General features: G+C 62.2%; 13 protein-coding genes. 8 read left to right on the top strand and 5 right to left on the bottom strand.

Translation table 11 applies throughout. The features are described from left to right. Positions 1–331 precede the first annotated feature (331 nt). Together ACOZKU_RS00995 and ACOZKU_RS00990 are read left to right on the top strand one after the other, a co-directional pair. Complete coding sequence (locus ACOZKU_RS00995) at positions 332–1,777, top strand: alginate export family protein (RefSeq protein ID WP_421577274.1); 1,446 nt, start codon at positions 332–334, stop codon at positions 1,775–1,777. Next, a complete protein-coding gene (locus ACOZKU_RS00990) occupies positions 1,758–3,098 on the top strand; it encodes a serine hydrolase domain-containing protein (RefSeq protein WP_421577273.1) in 1,341 nt (446 codons plus the stop codon). Before ACOZKU_RS00995 ends, ACOZKU_RS00990 begins: the two co-directional genes overlap by 20 nt. A gap of 227 nt (positions 3,099–3,325) precedes the next feature. Here ACOZKU_RS00990 and ACOZKU_RS00985 read toward each other — a convergent pair whose 3' ends face one another. Next, positions 3,326–3,937: a glutathione S-transferase family protein gene (locus ACOZKU_RS00985; RefSeq protein ID WP_421577272.1), complete on the bottom strand. Its 612-nt coding sequence runs from the start codon at positions 3,935–3,937 to the stop codon at positions 3,326–3,328. A gap of 94 nt (positions 3,938–4,031) precedes the next feature. On the opposite strand from ACOZKU_RS00985, the gene ACOZKU_RS00980 reads away from it, so the two are divergent. From ACOZKU_RS00980 to ACOZKU_RS00960, 5 genes are all read left to right on the top strand, one after another. After that, complete coding sequence (locus tag ACOZKU_RS00980; protein ID WP_421577271.1) at positions 4,032–4,751, top strand: helix-turn-helix transcriptional regulator; 720 nt, start codon at positions 4,032–4,034, stop codon at positions 4,749–4,751. 181 nt (positions 4,752–4,932) lie between these two features. After that, on the top strand, positions 4,933–6,315 hold the full coding sequence (locus ACOZKU_RS00975; protein ID WP_421577270.1) for a PLP-dependent aminotransferase family protein: 1,383 nt from the start codon (positions 4,933–4,935) through the stop codon (positions 6,313–6,315). An 81-nt stretch (positions 6,316–6,396) separates the two neighbouring features. Then, positions 6,397–7,158: an ectoine utilization protein EutA gene (gene eutA, locus ACOZKU_RS00970; RefSeq protein WP_421577269.1), complete on the top strand. Its 762-nt coding sequence runs from the start codon at positions 6,397–6,399 to the stop codon at positions 7,156–7,158. A 23-nt stretch (positions 7,159–7,181) separates the two neighbouring features. After that, the gene (locus ACOZKU_RS00965; RefSeq protein ID WP_421577268.1) at positions 7,182–8,360 is read left to right on the top strand and encodes a M24 family metallopeptidase; all 1,179 of its coding nucleotides are present in this window, start codon (positions 7,182–7,184) and stop codon (positions 8,358–8,360) included. Between the two features lie 40 nt (positions 8,361–8,400). Next, complete coding sequence (locus ACOZKU_RS00960) at positions 8,401–9,549, top strand: M20 metallopeptidase family protein (protein WP_421577267.1); 1,149 nt, start codon at positions 8,401–8,403, stop codon at positions 9,547–9,549. Positions 9,550–10,002: 453 nt separating this feature from the next. Here ACOZKU_RS00960 and ACOZKU_RS00955 read toward each other — a convergent pair whose 3' ends face one another. Beyond that, positions 10,003–10,761, bottom strand: a complete 759-nt coding sequence (locus tag ACOZKU_RS00955; protein WP_421577266.1) for an SDR family oxidoreductase — start codon at positions 10,759–10,761, stop codon at positions 10,003–10,005. A 98-nt stretch (positions 10,762–10,859) separates the two neighbouring features. On the opposite strand from ACOZKU_RS00955, the gene ACOZKU_RS00950 reads away from it, so the two are divergent. Next, positions 10,860–11,759 carry a cupin domain-containing protein gene (locus ACOZKU_RS00950; protein WP_421577265.1) on the top strand — a complete coding sequence of 300 codons (900 nt, stop codon included), beginning with the start codon at positions 10,860–10,862 and terminating at the stop codon, positions 11,757–11,759. Positions 11,760–11,955: 196 nt separating this feature from the next. Here the strand turns inward: ACOZKU_RS00950 and ACOZKU_RS00945 are convergent, their stop codons facing one another. Genes ACOZKU_RS00945 through ACOZKU_RS00935 form a run of 3 tightly spaced genes read right to left on the bottom strand, consistent with a single transcriptional unit; the run spans position 11,956 to position 15,609 of the window. Then, positions 11,956–13,092 carry a fumarylacetoacetate hydrolase family protein gene (locus ACOZKU_RS00945; protein WP_421577316.1) on the bottom strand — a complete coding sequence of 379 codons (1,137 nt, stop codon included), beginning with the start codon at positions 13,090–13,092 and terminating at the stop codon, positions 11,956–11,958. Positions 13,093–13,109: 17 nt separating this feature from the next. Then, positions 13,110–14,645 (bottom strand): sugar ABC transporter ATP-binding protein, encoded by a 1,536-nt coding sequence (locus ACOZKU_RS00940; protein WP_421577264.1) that lies wholly within the window; start codon positions 14,643–14,645, stop codon positions 13,110–13,112. Continuing rightward, positions 14,635–15,609: a sugar ABC transporter substrate-binding protein gene (locus ACOZKU_RS00935; RefSeq protein ID WP_421577263.1), complete on the bottom strand. Its 975-nt coding sequence runs from the start codon at positions 15,607–15,609 to the stop codon at positions 14,635–14,637. The genes ACOZKU_RS00940 and ACOZKU_RS00935 overlap by 11 nt, the downstream gene beginning before the upstream one ends. Positions 15,610–15,630: the final 21 nt, after the last annotated feature.

The raw sequence follows: 15,630 nt of genomic DNA, 5'->3' as shown, positions 1-15,630 counted from the left end.
GGCCGAGAACACCTCGCCGTAGTGCATGCCTTCAGCTGTTCATAGCAACCCCTCGCTCGTCGATTGTCTGGACATCGACCGCATGCATTGCATCGACGAAATATCCCGCCTGTTCTCTGGGACGTGTCAACAAGACCTTGGTGCTAGACGGCTCCCGAACAGCGCGATGGCCGTGGCCGCGATTTCGCCGCGAAGCCAGGCGCGCTCGCCTCGGGGCGGCGGCCTTCGCAAACTCTTTACAGTTATGAAGACATTAGGTGGACCTCTCCGCGGAATCCATGTCTATGTGAGGTCACCGATGTCCTCGCCAACAAGCCGATTGGAGCAAGACATGGACAAGCGAGAGGACCGCCGACGGACGATCGCAGCCCTTGGCGTGCTCGGACTGGCGGCAGCACCCGACGCAGCACGCGCGCAGGATCCCATGCTCCTGATCGACGAGCCGGGACTGGAAGTGCGCCTACACCTTCAAGCCGGGGTCAACGCTGTCGCCGAACAGAACCTGTTCTGGAACTTCGCCGACACCTTCGCGCCGACCTCCGGCTTCGATAGCGATACACGTTGGCTCGAAGGCTATTTCATGCCCGGCATCAGCTTCACGGCGGATGTCGGTGAACATGTCGCCCTTTATGGGAGACTGTCCGCCGTCGCCTCCGGCACCCTCGGCACGGATGCCTTCGATGCCGGCGGCACGGGCGCCGTCACGCTTGAGGATGCCTATCTCGGGTTTCGCACCACGGCCGAGACCGGATCGTTCTTCGACATGTCCGTCGGGCCGCGCCCGTTCAAGGCGGGCACGGGCATGCTGATCGCCAATGGCGGATCGAGCGGATTTGAGCGCGGCGCACTGAAGCTTGGCCCCCGCAAGGCCTGGGAACAGGCGGCGATCCTGCGTTTCGGCCGGGATGATCTTGCGGCGACGGCCTTCTACATCGACGCTAACGAACTGTCCGACAAGGACAGCGGCACGAAGATCCTTGGCACAGACCTCCGCTACGAGGTCGATGAGTACCGGTATGCGGGTCTCACTTTCGGACATGTCGTGAACTCCAATTCGCCCTACCCCCGCGCCGCCGCCGGGGGCATTGGCCCGCCGGTGATCCTGCCCGGTGCGCGCGACGGCCTTAGCTTCCTCAACGCCTATGGCCGCGCCAATCCGTTCGAAGGCGCGCTGGCCGGCTTTTTCGTCGGAGGAGACTTCGCCTATCAGTGGAACCCGGACATCGACCTTCGAGCCTGGGGCGGACGCATCCAGATAGGCTATGCCTTCGAGGAAATGTCCTGGGCCCCGACCATATCCTACAGCTACCAGACCTTCTCAGGCGACGATCCCTCGACCTCCCGGCTGGAACGCTTCGACCCGCTTTATTACGAGGGCAATCCGAGTTCGTGGTCGACGGGCACGAAGTCCTCGATGATGTTCCTCAACTCGAATGTCAGCGCCCACCAGATCAGCCTGCAAGTGAAGCCGACGCAGGCCGACACCTGGACGCTGCGTTATGCCCATATTCGCGCCAACGAGTTGAACAGCCCCATCCAGTTCGGCCAGGGCACACGCCTCGACGACATCGACGGCACACCCACGCCGATGGCCGGCGTCGGCAACCGCCATCTCGCGGACGACATCTATCTCGAATATTCACGCGTCATCAATCCGAACACCTTCCTGACGGCGGGTGCCAGCATCTCGTTTCCCGGCAAGGGCATCGATTCCCTGACCAAGGAAAATTCGCCGAACTGGCTTGGAGGTTTCGTCAATGTCATCGTCAATTTCTAGGACCCTGTCGGTCGCGCTTGCCGCCGCCGTGCCGGTTTTCGCCGCTCCGGTCGATGCTGCGGGCCAAAGTGCACTTGCCCTGACGGCCGAGCAATCCGACCCGCAAGGCCTCGGCTGGATGCGAGGCTTTCCGCCGCCGGAAGACAGGATCATCCGCTTTTCCGACAGCGACTATTTCGCCTTCCCGAAATCCCGCTGGACGGTCTGCCATTTCCGCCAGTTGATGCCAACGGTCAATGTGAGCCGGGGCCTCGGCGCGCCCGCGGGGCTCGAACGCAGGATCGATCCCGCCATCGACGGCGTGACCTTCCGGCCGACAGGCGCCGGCAAGGACATGACCTGGCTGCAGTCTCTCTCCGCCAATTACACGGACGGCATCGTTGTGCTGCACAAGGGCGTGCTCGTCTACGAACGCTATTCCGGCTGCCTCACCGAAACGGGCCAACACGGTGCGATGTCGGTGACGAAATCGCTGACCGGCCTGCTCGGCGAGATGCTGGTGGCAGAGGGCACGCTGGACGAGACCGCGAAAGTCGCGACGATCGTTCCTGAATTGAAACAAAGCGCCTTCGGCGACGCGACGGTGCGGCAGGTGCTCGATATGACGACGGGCCTGCGCTATAGCGAGGACTATGCCGACCCCAAGGCCGACGTATGGACCTATTCGGCCGCCGGCAACCCGCTGCCGAAGCCTGAGGGCTACGAAGGTCCGCGCAGCTATTTCGACTATCTCAAGACGGTGGTGAAGGAAGGGGAACACGGTCCTGCCTTCGGCTACAAGACGATCAACAGCGATGCACTCGGCTGGATCATCGCCCGTGCTTCGGGAAAGTCGGTGGCGGACCTTCTTTCCGAGCGAATCTGGAGCCGGATGGGCGCCGAGCAGGACGCCTATTACACGGTCGATTCCACCGGAACGCCATTTGCCGGCGGCGGGCTCAACGCCGGCCTGCGCGACATGGCGCGCGTCGGCCAGCTGCTACTCGACGGCGGCATGGCCGGCGGCCAGCGTCTCGTTCCGCAAAAGGCGATCGACAGCATCCGCGGCGGCGGCGACAAGACAGCCTTCGAAAAAGGCGGCTATCCGGCCCTGAAGGGTTGGAGCTACCGTGGGATGTGGTGGGTCACACACAACGAGCACGGTGCCTTTATGGCGCGCGGCGTGCATGGCCAGGCAATCTATGTCGATCCTACGGCAGAGATGGTCATCGCCCGCTTCTCCTCGCACCCGACCGCTGGTAATGCCGCCAACGATCCGACATCGCTGCCGGCCTACGAGGCCGTTGCCAACCATCTGATGGGCTTGGCAACCAAGCCTTAAAGGGGAGCGCGAGATGGATCGGAGGCTCGTCCGTGGTCCGCCGACGCTGGGCCCGGTCGTATTCGCATCGCTGCTCTTCCGCAATCAGATCGGGCATTTGCGGCGATTGGTAAGAGCCAGGATCGTGGTGCTGGCGATACCTCCTTAGTCGCTCGCTACAAGAGATGTCGAGGGAGATCCATCTAACGCAAAATTGGCCGCCCGGCTGGGGCGGCCAGCGCCAGCGATCAGGCGGCAGTCTCGGTGCGGGCATCATAATCGGCGGTCCATTGCAGCGATGGCCGCTCGCCGCACCGCTGTACCCAGGCCTTGACCACGTCGCTGTCCGGCGTCGCTGCAGGATACCAAGCAAAGGGCGAATGCAGCAGCAAATCGACAGCTGTGTATCGCTCTCCCATCAGATAGGGGCTATCCGCAAGCGCGGCTTTAAGGCGCGCCGCCAGTTCCGTCGGGCTGCGGAAGGTAAAGTCCACGAAAGGATGCGAGACCCCGGCTGCCTGCATGACCAGCACGGGCTCGACGACGCCCGCATACCAGGCAAGCCAGCTAAGATACTGACCACGCTGCGGATCACCGGCAACCGGCGCCATCCTCTTCTCCGGAAAGAGATCCGTCAGATACTGAATGATCGCGATGCTCTCCCAGATGACGACACCGTCATGCACGAGCAGCGGCACCTTGCCTTCCGGATGCGGATTCTGCGGATCCTTGCGGCCGCTGCCGTCGCCGCGGGCGATATCGACAATCTCGATCGCGACCTTGTCGACGGCGTCGAGTTCGTGAAGCAGGGTGACGATACGCGACGAGCGCGAGCGAGGGGAATGGAAGAGCGTCAGCATAGTGTGGATCCTTGATTGCGTTTGACAACCCGAACCTTGTAATGTCGGCTAACTGTCAGTTTTCGTCAGTAGGTTTCGCCTATCCTCCAAAGTCATGCCTCGTAGTGATCGCCTCTTCCGCCTGCTCCAGGCGCTTCGCACTCTCCCCTCCCCGGTTACGGCCGCACGCCTTGCCGAGGAGACCGGCGTGTCCTTACGCTCGCTCTACCGTGACATCGACAGCCTGCGTGCAGCAGGCGCCGTCATCGACGGCGAGCGCGGCTTCGGCTACCGGTTGACGGAAGACATCGCCTTACCACCACAGACGTTCACACGGCTTGAGATCGAAGCTTTGGTACTCGGCCTTGCCGAAGTGCAGCATATGGGGGAGCCGGCCCTCGCGGCGGCGGCAGGCGCTGTGCTTTCAAAGGTCACGGCAACGCTGCCCGATCGACTCCAACGCCAGGCGCTGCATGCCGCCTCCCAAGTCTACCGTTTCGAACGCCGCGACCCACCGATCGCCGATGTCGGCCTTCTGCGCGAGGCCTGCTGGCAAGAGCGCGCTGTGGTGATCGGCTATGTGAACGCGGAGCAGCAGCGGACCGACCGGCAAGTGCTGCCACTGGCGATCGTCTATCTGGAGCGGGTGCTGGTGCTCCTTGCCTGGTGTTGCCTCAGGCAAGACTTCCGCAAATTCCGCGTCGACCGCATCGCCGATATTCGAATGACGGAAGAGAGTTTCCGCCCCCGCCGGGTACCGATGCTTAGGGATTTCGTCGCCTATTTGAACGCCGACGCACCCGAAACGTCAAAGATGACCTTGAGCGGCCAATAGCCCAAGTGGCGATGGGCCGATGTTGCCACGAACCGAGTCGGACTGCTTTCCGCAGTCATGCCTTGGGAGGCGAACTTGCAGATTTTATCGTCTTGCTGCACTGGGAACCGCGCGGCTCGCTTGGTTTGACTGACGTGGAATCCGGCATTGAAATTGTCACGCATTTACGTCAGACAAACACATGACAATATGGCAACCCGATGCAAGCCTGCTGCGGCGCCCGGTTTATGTTTCCCTCGCCGACCAGATCTCGGCCGCGATCAAGAACGGTCGCCTCGCCGAAGATGAAAAGCTGCCGGCGCATCGCGATCTCGCCTATGACCTCAAGCTCTCCATCCAGACCATCAGCAAGGCGTATGACATCTTGGCACGCCGCGGTCTCGTATCGGGCGAGGTCGGCCGCGGTACCTATGTCAAACCAAGCGGCCCTTCATTCCAGCCGCCCTATATGACTGACGGCAGCGCGGATGTGGTCGACCTTTCGATCGTCACACCTGTGTGCACCCAACGACAGCTCGATCGCATGAAAGCAGCGCTCCATTCGCTTGGTGACGTGATGACGCCTGCCTCCGCCCTGTCTTTTCGGCCCAACACGATTTTCCCCCGGCACAACGACGCGGCCGCTCGATGGCTGGCGACCCTCGGCCTTAAAGTGTCATCACAGAATGTGCTCCTGACCAACGGCTCGTCCTCCGCCTTCACCCTGGCACTCATGAGCGCTGTTGGCCCCGGTGCGATCCTGGCGGCTGAAGAGGTCTGTTATCATGTGGTGCGTCCGCTGGCGGACTATCTCGGGATCCGCGTTCGCGCGATCGCGACCGACGCCGACGGCATGCTGCCCGAAGCACTGGACGAGGCGTGCAGTCACGAGGAGATCCGCGCGATCACGTTGCAGCCCAATCTCGCCAATCCAACGGCCATTCTTATGTCGGAAGCCCGGCGCCACGCCCTTGTCGATGTCGCCCGCAAACACGATATCGCGATCATAGAAGTCGATGTTTTCGGACCGCTGATTTCCAATCGTCCACGCCCGGTCGCAGCGCTTGCGCCGGAACGGACGATCTACGTGACGGGCTTCAGCAAAGTGACCCTGCCCGGTTTGCGCATCGGCTATGTCGCAGGGCCGGACCATCTCACCGCAACCATCGCAAACCGCCAGCTTATGACAACCTGGATGGCGACGCCTGTGGTCGCCGAGATCGCGACACTATGGCTTGGCGACGGCACGATAGACGCTCTGGTCACCTGGCAGCGCGAAACGCTTCGCGCCCGCAATCGGATCGTTTCGAAATGCTTCGAGGACCTTTCCTACCGCGCCCACCCTGAAGGGCTTCACGTCTGGTTGCCTCTCTCTCCCGATCATGACGAGGTCGCGTTCGTCTCGCAGGCCAGAGCCCGTGGCGTTGCGGTCGCGCCCAGCACCCCGTTCTCCCTCTCGGGCTCACCCGTTGGCGCCGTCCGCATCGCTGTTGGCGCAACAGATGAGGACGCTCTGCGAAAAGGCCTGGATGTTCTCGCCTCCCTGCTACGTGCAGCCCCCGATCGGAACATCTTGTCGCTCTAGCAAATTGACACGTATCTTTTTCTCAGATTGACATGCTTTTGTCTGCGCGGCTCAATAGGTTTCGAACCTTGCGGAGCGCGCATGATCGACGAAATCCAGCCACGCAAAGCACTGGACGGACGGCCTTCCTCCCGGCGCATCGGCCTGATCGCGCTTGCGACCGATCATACTGTTGAAGCGGATTTCCGCCGTCTGGTGGCGAGCGACGCGGTTGCCGTCCATGTCACACGCGTGGCCTACGCCAATCCGACCACGCCTGAAAACCTGCGTGCCATGCAGCCGCTCCTCACCGAGGCTGCGGCGCTCATTCTACCCGACGAGCAGCTGGATACCATTGTCTATGGCTGCACCTCCGCGTCGGTGATCATCGGCGAGGACGAGATTGCCGCGGCGCTCGGTGCCGGCAAGCCAGGCACGCCGGTCATAACGCCCGCCGGTGCGGCGGCTCGCGCCCTTCGGGCCCTCAGCGCCGAAAGCATCGCCATCCTGACACCCTATGTGACGCGCACCGCGGAACCCATGCATGCCTTCTTCTCTGGGCAAGGCTTCTCGGTCGACCGTCTCACCTGCCTCGGCATGGAGGACGACCGCGACATGGCGCGCCTGCCACATGACGAGATCGTCAGGCTGGCGCGTGCGACCGTCACGCCGCAGACAAAGGCACTCTTCATCGCCTGCACAGCATTGCGGGCGGCGCAATGCGTGCCGGAAATCGAGCGGCAGACGGGTCTCCCCGTGGTCACCAGCAATCTGGCAGCCGCCTGGGCCAGCCTCCGGCTATGCGGCATCGCTGCCGACCCCGAGGCCCCCTGCAGCCTGCTTAAACTCACCGAAACCTCATAACCCGGCCACAGGATGCGCTCTTCATGATCGAACTTCCCTTCGCGCTTTCGGAATACAAAGCCAGACTTCACGCCATCCGCACGGAAATGGCACGCCGTAACCTCGACCTGCTGATCGTCAACGATGTCGCCAATCAGCACTACATTACCGGCTATGACGGCTGGTCCTTCTACACGCCACAGGTCGTGCTCGTGCCGATCACCGATGACGAGCCTGTCTGGATCGGCCGCGCCATGGATGCGGCCGGCGGCCTGCTAACGGCGTGGATGCCGCCGGAGAACGTCGTCGGCTTCCCGGAAGATCACGTGCAGCGCGTCGATCGCCACCCGATGGACTGGATTGCCGCATGGATTGCCCGCAAAGGTTGGGGCAGCGGCAATATCGGCATCGAGCTGGAGGCCTATTATTATTCGCCGAAGGCGCATGCCCGTCTGACGGCAGGTCTTGCGAATGCAACGTTCCACGATGCGGATCTGCTGGTGAACTGGATCCGGAGTGTGAAGTCCGAAGCAGAGGTCGATTATCTGCGCAAGGCGTCCCGCCTTGCCGAAGCGGCGGTGGCCGCCGCCTATGATGCGATTGCACCCGGTGTGCGCGAATGCGATGCCATCGCACGCATCCAGGCCGCGCAGGTGGCCGGCTCACCGGAATTCGCAGGTGATATCACCGCGCTTCCTCCCACCATTCTTGCGGGTGAAAATGCCTCCGCGCCACACGTCATGTGGAGCGACCGGCGCTTTGGTGAAAACGAGACGGTGGCGCTCGAATTGGCCGGCGTCGTCCGACGCTACACGGCAGGCCTTGCAAGAACCATGCAACTTGGCACCATGCCAACCAAAGTGAGCGATACGAGTAAGGCGGTGCTCGAAGGCATGGAGGCTGTGCTTGCGACGGTCAAGGCGGGTGTGACGGCCGAAGAGGTCGAAGCAAGCTGGCGTCAGGTCATTGAGCGCTACGGGTTGAAGAAGGAATCGCGGATCGGCTACTCGATCGGCGTCGCCTACCCGCCGGATTGGGGAGAACACACGATCAGCCTGCGCCCCGGCGATAAATCCATCCTGAAACCCGGCAACGTGCTGCACTCGATCCTTGGAATGTGGATGGACGGTTGGGGCATCGAAATCAGCGAAACCTTCCTGGTGACCGAACGCGGCTGCGAGACCCTCACAAACTTCCCGCGGGATATCCATGTCAAAGCGTGAGCCCGAGCAAGCGGGAATGGAACCCGCCCTGGAACGCCGGATGATTGACATCCGGCGTCACCTCCACCGCAATCCGGAACTCTCCAATGAAGAGCGCGAGACACAGGCCTATTTGAAGCAGGTCCTCGAGGAGGCTGGTCTTCAAGCGGTTCGGCCCGTCGCCGGCTTCGGGCTTGCCGTCGACATCGTCGGCACGGCCGGTCCGTCCAACCGCAAGGTGGTGATCCGCGCCGATATCGATGCCTTGCCGATCAACGAGAGGTCGGGCGTGCCGTTTACATCGGAGCGGCCGGGCGTGATGCATGCCTGCGGCCACGATGCCCATGCAGCGATGGGCTACGCCGCCGCCGTGTTGCTGGACAGTCAGAAGCAAACCTTCAACGGCACCGTGCGGCTGATCTTCCAGCCGGCGGAGGAGGCCGAACCGCTCGGCGGCCGGCGTGTAATCGCAGAAGGCCTGCTCGATGACGTGGATGCTGCAATCGGCATCCACGTGGATCCTTACATCTCAGCCGGGCGGATTGCGGTCGGCGCCGGTCCCTACACGCTTGCCTGCGATACCTTCGACGTCGTGGTTACCGGCAATTCCGCCCATGCCGCAAAACCTTCGGACGGCGTGGACGCGATCGCCGTTGCCTGCTCAACGGTCACGGAACTGCAGAAGATCGTCTCGCGGGAAATCGATCCCTACGACCCACTGGTCGTTTCCGTTACAGGCATCGAGGGCGGCGGTGCGTACAATGTCATCGCCCCCGAAGTCCGGTTGAAGGGCACGATCCGCAGCGGTCATGAGGAAACCCGCCAGAAGGCCTGGCGCCGCCTGCGCCAGATCCTTGAAAGCCTCGCCGCGGCACACGGCGCCAGCGTCGACATCAACCTTCGCCGCGGCGAGCCGCCGGTCGTCAACGCACCGGAAATGGTTGACATCATCCAGCGGGCGGGTGCGGATGTGGTCGGGCGCGACCATGTCATCAATGCGCCCGGCTGGACCGCCGCGGACGACTTTGCTTTCTACAGCGAGAAACGTCCGTCCGTATACTTCCGCCTCGGCATTCGTAACGAAGCCATCGATGCGGTCTATCCGCTTCACCATCCCCAGTTTCGCGTCGACGAAAGCGCCCTCCCGATCGGGGCGGCGGTCTTGGCTCGGGCTGCGACGACGTTTCTTGCGGAGCCGACGATGGCGTAGAAGAGCAAACCTTGCGACAGCAGCTCTTGTACATCGCCATACTTTGCTTTTTTGGTGGAAAGGCTGGCCTATTCTCAGACCAGCCTTCCCGTCACCGACGACCGATCAGGCGTTCGCGAAATTTGGCTGTGTCGATAAAGGTAGGCCTCTCGCGCTCCGGCACACGAATTTCGTCGGATTGGCAAAGTGCGAACGCTGAGTGCTGGTTCAAGAATCTGGCCAATCCGTTGCCTCAACGAACGGTACGATTTTGGGTGGCGGCTGAATTGCCGCAATCCCGAGCGCTTGTATCGCTGATGGCCGCATCCGCCTCAATCCCAGCACGGACCTAAAGGTTCGGGCAACCGACCGTCAGCACGCGGACAATGTGATGCAGATCGACGAGACGGGCACCTCGACATTGAGCGAGAGTACAAGCAGGCTCATATCAGCGATACCGTCGGGACGTGTCCTTCAGATCACCGGGTGGCCGGTCTCGCGGAACCAGGTTTGAGCGTCGGCGCCGGCAGGTACTTTCATCGGCGTTTGCGGATCCGTCACGGTGCGCCAGACGGCGTCTGCCACCTCTTCCGCGGTTGTGCATTCCGAGCTTGAGCGCAGCGTCGTCAGGTAGTCATGGACGAATTCGCTGTAAGGCTCGGGAATTTCCAATCCCATGCGGGCGACGGCGTTCTTGCCAAACTCCGTTGTCGGGGCAGAACCGGGCAGGACGAGCTTGGCGCGGACGTCGAAAAGAGCAGCCTCTAGAGCGAGACTTTCGGTAAAGGCGTTCAGCGCCGCCTTGCTGGCGCTGTAGACGGAGAGTGCCGGCAGCGGCTTGAGGGTGACGGTAGAACTGACGTTGACGATTACGCCTGACCGGCGGGCGCGCATTTGTGGAAGGACAGATTGGGTCACTGCCATCGCGCCAAACACGTTCGTTTCGAAAAGCTCCCGGATCTTCGACATCTCAGCGCCTTCGAAAGCATTGAGCATACCGACACCGGCATTGTTGACGAGAACATCGATTGGCCAAGCCGCTTCAACCGCCTTTGTGATGCTATCTGCGTCGGTCACGTCCAGCGCCAGAATCTTGAGCCTTTCATTATGGGGCAGCAGGTCGGTCCGCGGGGTTCGCATGGTGGCGACCACGTCCCACCCTGCCATCACAAATCTTTCCGCGATGGCGAGGCCGAAGCCGGATGAGCAGCCGGTGATGAGGATTTTTGGCATGTCGTTGTCTCCTGACTGTTAGGTTCTCAGAAGATGGACGGGCGTAGCCGGACTTGCTATAAGCAATTGTCCAATAGTATTTAGCAGGAGTCCGAGAAATGAACGATCCGGTCGCCGAAGTCGTTTCCCTGCTGAAGCCGAGCCTGTCGATATCGAAGCTCGTAACGGGTGGCGGCCGGTGGCTCGTCGAGCGTACGGAACTCGGCAGTCCGTTCTACTGCGCCATCGTCGAAGGCAGCTGCCTGATGACGATCTCCGGCCGTCAGTCGGTGGTGCTGACGGCCGGGGACTTCGTGCTGGTCCCGAAGATCTTCTCTTTCACGATGAGCAGCCTGGAACCGCTGCCGCGAGGCGCGCTTGCCCGGCGTCTGGAGACGAGCCCGGGGGTCTTCCGGCTCGGAGAACCCGAGGCGCCCACCGACATCAAGGCGATGGTCGGTCATTGTGCCTTTGGCACAGACGACAAGGCGCTCCTCGTGTCGCTCCTTCCGGAGGTCATCCACGTCCGTGGCGAAGAGCGGCTGATGAGGCTGGTGAATATGATAAACGAGGAAACAAGGGCTGACCGTACCGCCCGCGAAATGGTGCTGCACCGGCTTCTGGAGGTGTTGCTGATCGAGGCATTGCGATCATCGGCAAGTGCGACGGCTCCGCCCGGCCTGCTTCGCGGTATGGCGGACCCGTTACTGGCACCCACCCTGCGCCGTATCCACGCGGATCCCGGTCGCAACATGACGGTTGAGACACTCGCTCGGGATGCCGCGATGTCGCGATCGACCTTCTTTGATCGCTTTCGAAGAGAGGTCGGCGTCGCGCCGATGGAGTATGCGACCGGCTGGCGCATGGCGCTGGCGAAGGAACTGCTTCGCGAAGATGTCGCCATGGCGGAAGTCGCGCAACGTGTTGGCTATGGCTCGACAAGCGCCTTCAGTGTCGCTTTCAGCCGGCATGTCGGCATGCCGCCCGGCGCCTATTCGCGGGCAAATGCTGCAGCGTAAAGGTGATCCTCTGGACCGAAATCAGATAGCCCGCCCTTTCACCTCGCCGTACCCGTGTTCTTCCGAGGGGTTTCGTAACCTCATGTCACACTTGGCTGGCCGCTGGCACCTGGTCGCGCTGGATTTTCCAGGCGCAGGTTACAGCGCCACGCTGGAAGAGAACCACTTTTCGAGGGACAGGCCAGGAACGAAATACCTAAATGAGTTTTCGAGCGACAAGATTGCGCATGAGATGGGAAGTGCCGAATGTCCAGGGCGGGCACTCGGTCGACAGCTTCACCGTGTTGACGAGCGCGCCGAGCCGGTCGTTCGAGATTGTCACGACATCGCCGATCTTGTGCGTGAACCCCTCGCCCGGCGCATCACGATCCTCGACGGGGGCGAAAAGCGTGCCGAGGAACAGGACGAAGCCATCGGGATATTGATGATGGGCGCCGCGGGTCTGGGAAACGAGATCCAGCGGATCGCGGCTGATCTCCCGCATCGAGCTCTGGCCGCGCAGCACGAAGCCGTCCTTGCCTTCGACGCACAGATCAAGCTCGGCATTACGCACATCGTCGATGGTGTATGTCTCATCGAACAGCCGGATGAAGGGCCCGATGGCGCAGGACGCATTGTTGTCCTTGGCCTTGCCCAGCAGCAATGCCGAACGTCCCTCGACATCGCGCAGGTTGACGTCGTTGCCGAGCGTGGCGCCTTTCACGCGCCCCTCGCTATCGACCGCAAGCACGATTTCCGGTTCGGGATTGTTCCAGTTCGAGATGGGATGCAGGCCGACGGCCGCCCCCGTCCCGACCGACGACATGACCTGCGCCTTCGTGAAGACCTCGGCGTCGGGCCCGATGCCGACCTCCAGATACTGCGACCACAGGCCCTCCTCGATAAGGGCCTTCTTCACCCGCCGGGCATCGTCCGAACCGGCCTTGAGATCGCGCAGGCTGGCGCCGATGATCTGCGACACCTTCTCGCGGATACTTGCCGCACGCGCAGGATTGCCGGCCGCGCGTTCCTCGATGACACGCTCGATCATCGAACGGGCAAAGGTGACGCCACAGGCCTTCACCGCCTGGAAATCGATGGGGGCGAGCAGGTGGACCTGCGAAAGATCGGGCTCGCGGAGAGAGAGCAGATTTTCAAGCGCTCCCAGATCGCGGCCTTCGGCAGTGCGTACGAATTCCGCCGGCGCCTCCCGTTCCAGGAGGTCGCGCATGGTGGCGCTTTCCCTTGCCGTGATGTCGAAGAGGCGCCCGTCGCGGATCGTCACGAGGGCGGGCCCTTTCACCTCCGGAAGCCAAGCTCGGCCCACGAAACACCCTGTTGCAAGGCTCGACATAATATCGCTCACGATGATCAATGCTCCCTGAATGCCAATGTCAGTATTCTGTCTTCGCTCATCTCCGTCCGATCGAGAATGCCGGCAAGCCGGCCCTTCGACAGAACCGCCACGCGGTCGCAAAGGGCTAGAATTTCCGGCACCTCCGATGAGGCCATGAGCACGGTCAGGCCGCGTTCTGCGGCCTGCGCGATGATGGTGTAGAGATCGGCCTTCGCCCCCACGTCCACGCCATGTGTCGGCTCGTCCAGAAGCAGGAGCCGTGGTTCGGCCATAAGGGCGCGGGCGAAAATGACCTTCTGCTGGTTGCCACCCGACAAGGTCGAGATCGGCTGCGTGTCGTTGGCCATGCGGATGCCGAGGCTTTTGGTAAAGGCCGCCATGCGGCCCGCCTCCCTGCTGCGATCGGAAAAGATCCGGCCGGCGAAGCGCCTGAGGCTCGAAATGGCGGCATTGTCGCGCACCGAATGCTGCGGCAGGATGCCTGCGGTCTTGCGTCCTTCCGGCACCAGCACCACGCCGCTTTTCACCGCCGCGCTCGGATCGCGCGGTGCGAAGGGCTGCTGGTCGAGAGTAAGCTGCCCTGATTTCAGCGGCCGGACGCCATGAATCACGTCGAGGAGTTCGGTACGCCCGGCTCCGACTAGCCCGAACAGGCCGAGAATCTCGCCACGTCGAACCTCAAGGCTGATATCCTCAAGATGCGCACCATCCGAAACATTGCGAAGCGACAGCGCGACGGCTTTGGTATCGATGGCACGCGGCTTGTAATCGTAGATCGCAGGTTTGCCGGTCATGTCGGCGATGAGCTGCTCGCGGCTGGTTTCCGCCGGCTTGCGCTCGCTGACGATGGCGCCGTTTCGCAAAACCACCAACCGGTCGCAGAGCTCCAGCGCTTCCTCCAGACGATGCGTGATGAAGATGATCGCCGTGCCCGCATCCCGCGCATTGCGGACATAGGAGAAGAAGCTTTCCACCTCATGCGGCGTCAGCGAGGATGTCGGCTCGTCAAGGACCAGCAGGCGCGGCTGGCGCCCCGCCGCCTTGGCGATCTCGATGAGCTGCTGCTCGCCGGCGCGAAGCGAACCCGCCTCCTGTGCCGGGTCCAGACCGCTCGCTCCGACCCTTTCGAGCAAAGCCTTCGACGACGCGCGCATCAGCGCGGTGTCGACGAAGCCGAGCGGCGTGCGCGGAAACCGTCCCAAATAGAGGTTTTCCGCAACCGAAAGGGCGCCGACGACCGAAAGTTCCTGATGGACGAAGCTGATGCCGGCTGCGATGCCATCCCCGACATTGCCGAACCGCACCGGCTCACCTGCAAGGTCGATCGTGCCGGAATCCGCGGTGAGCCCGCCGGACAGGATATGCATCAGCGTCGACTTGCCGGCGCCGTTTTCGCCCAGCAGCCCGACCACTTCACCCGGATAAAGATCGAGGTCGACGGAATGCAGCACCGCGTTGCCGGAAAACGCTTTCGCGACGGCGCGGGCGCGAACGAGTGGCTGACCGGCGCGAGATGCGCCGGTCGTGTTTTCCACGATGTTACTTGGCATCGGCGGGGGTCAGCAGATTGCTAACGACCGGGATGACCTTGGCCGGCGGCTCGGTGCCGGCGACGAGGTAGTTGTAGAGCATGATGCTGGCGTCGAGCGCCTGCTGGTACGGCGCCTGGTCGAGCAGGCCGACCATCTCGCCGGTCTTGAGGTACTGCATATTGTCGGGCGTATGGTCGAAGCCGACGACGCCGACCTTGCCGGTCAGGCCGAGATCCTTGACGGCCTTCGCCGCGCCGAACGGACCGCCTGCCGTGACATAAACCATCGACAGATCAGGATTGGACGTCATCATGTCCTGGACGAGCGAATAAGCCTCTTCCGCCTTGTCCTTGTTCTCGAACGGACCGACGATCTGGATGTCAGGCGCATTGGCCTTGAGATAATCGACGGCGCCGTTCATCCGCTGGGTGTGCTGCGTGGCGCCGAAATAGCCGGTGATGACGCCGAGCTTACCCTTGCCGCCCATCTTTTCCTGGATGAACTTGCCGATCTGTTCGCCCGCCGAGGTCGCATCCTGGCCGATGAATGCAAGGCGTTCGGATGGAGCCGCGCCTTCCGCGACGATGTTGAAGACCGGCACGCCGGCTTCCGTCGCCTCGTTGATGATACGTGCCGTGCCGTCGAAGATCGGAACGACGACGATACCGTTATACTGCTTGGCGAGCGCGCCCTCGATGCCCGCAACAACCGCCTCGGCCGAAAGCTCGTTGCCGAGATCGACGAAATCGACTGTGGCGTTGAAGCCCTTCAGGTATTCGTTGGCGGCTTTGGCGCCATCGGTCACCGGCGTCCAGAACGGATTGTTCTGGAACGACAGGAAGGCGATCTTGATCGGTCCCTTTGTGTTTTCCACGGCAGCAACCGTTCCGCCCTTCGGCGGTTCCGCCGCATTCGCCGCGGAAAACATCGACGCGAAACCGAAGGCGGCCGCGGCCGTCAATTTCATGATTTTACTGATCATATTCATCTCCTCCACTGATTG

The sequence above is a fragment of the Shinella sp. M31 genome (assembly GCF_049199205.1).
In the GTDB taxonomy this organism is placed as follows: domain Bacteria; phylum Pseudomonadota; class Alphaproteobacteria; order Rhizobiales; family Rhizobiaceae; genus Shinella.
Note: the sequence above shows the minus strand (reverse complement) of the source record. Positions and strands in the feature narration are given on the sequence as shown.

What these genes read in the sequence shown, in the direction of transcription:
- ACOZKU_RS00960 (WP_421577267.1), top strand. Translation starts at nt 8,401, where the DNA reads ATGATTGACATCCGGCGTCACCTCCACCGCAATCCGGAACTCTCCAAT.
- ACOZKU_RS00965 (WP_421577268.1), top strand. Translation starts at nt 7,182, where the DNA reads ATGATCGAACTTCCCTTCGCGCTTTCGGAATACAAAGCCAGACTTCAC.
- ACOZKU_RS00935 (WP_421577263.1), bottom strand. Translation starts at nt 15,609, where the DNA reads ATGATCAGTAAAATCATGAAATTGACGGCCGCGGCCGCCTTCGGTTTC.
- ACOZKU_RS00975 (WP_421577270.1), top strand. Translation starts at nt 4,933, where the DNA reads ATGACAATATGGCAACCCGATGCAAGCCTGCTGCGGCGCCCGGTTTAT.
- ACOZKU_RS00940 (WP_421577264.1), bottom strand. Translation starts at nt 14,645, where the DNA reads ATGCCAAGTAACATCGTGGAAAACACGACCGGCGCATCTCGCGCCGGT.
- ACOZKU_RS00995 (WP_421577274.1), top strand. Translation starts at nt 332, where the DNA reads ATGGACAAGCGAGAGGACCGCCGACGGACGATCGCAGCCCTTGGCGTG.
- ACOZKU_RS00985 (WP_421577272.1), bottom strand. Translation starts at nt 3,937, where the DNA reads ATGCTGACGCTCTTCCATTCCCCTCGCTCGCGCTCGTCGCGTATCGTC.
- ACOZKU_RS00980 (WP_421577271.1), top strand. Translation starts at nt 4,032, where the DNA reads ATGCCTCGTAGTGATCGCCTCTTCCGCCTGCTCCAGGCGCTTCGCACT.
- ACOZKU_RS00945 (WP_421577316.1), bottom strand. Translation starts at nt 13,092, where the DNA reads ATGTCGAGCCTTGCAACAGGGTGTTTCGTGGGCCGAGCTTGGCTTCCG.
- ACOZKU_RS00950 (WP_421577265.1), top strand. Translation starts at nt 10,860, where the DNA reads ATGAACGATCCGGTCGCCGAAGTCGTTTCCCTGCTGAAGCCGAGCCTG.
- ACOZKU_RS00955 (WP_421577266.1), bottom strand. Translation starts at nt 10,761, where the DNA reads ATGCCAAAAATCCTCATCACCGGCTGCTCATCCGGCTTCGGCCTCGCC.
- eutA (WP_421577269.1), top strand. Translation starts at nt 6,397, where the DNA reads ATGATCGACGAAATCCAGCCACGCAAAGCACTGGACGGACGGCCTTCC.
- ACOZKU_RS00990 (WP_421577273.1), top strand. Translation starts at nt 1,758, where the DNA reads ATGTCATCGTCAATTTCTAGGACCCTGTCGGTCGCGCTTGCCGCCGCC.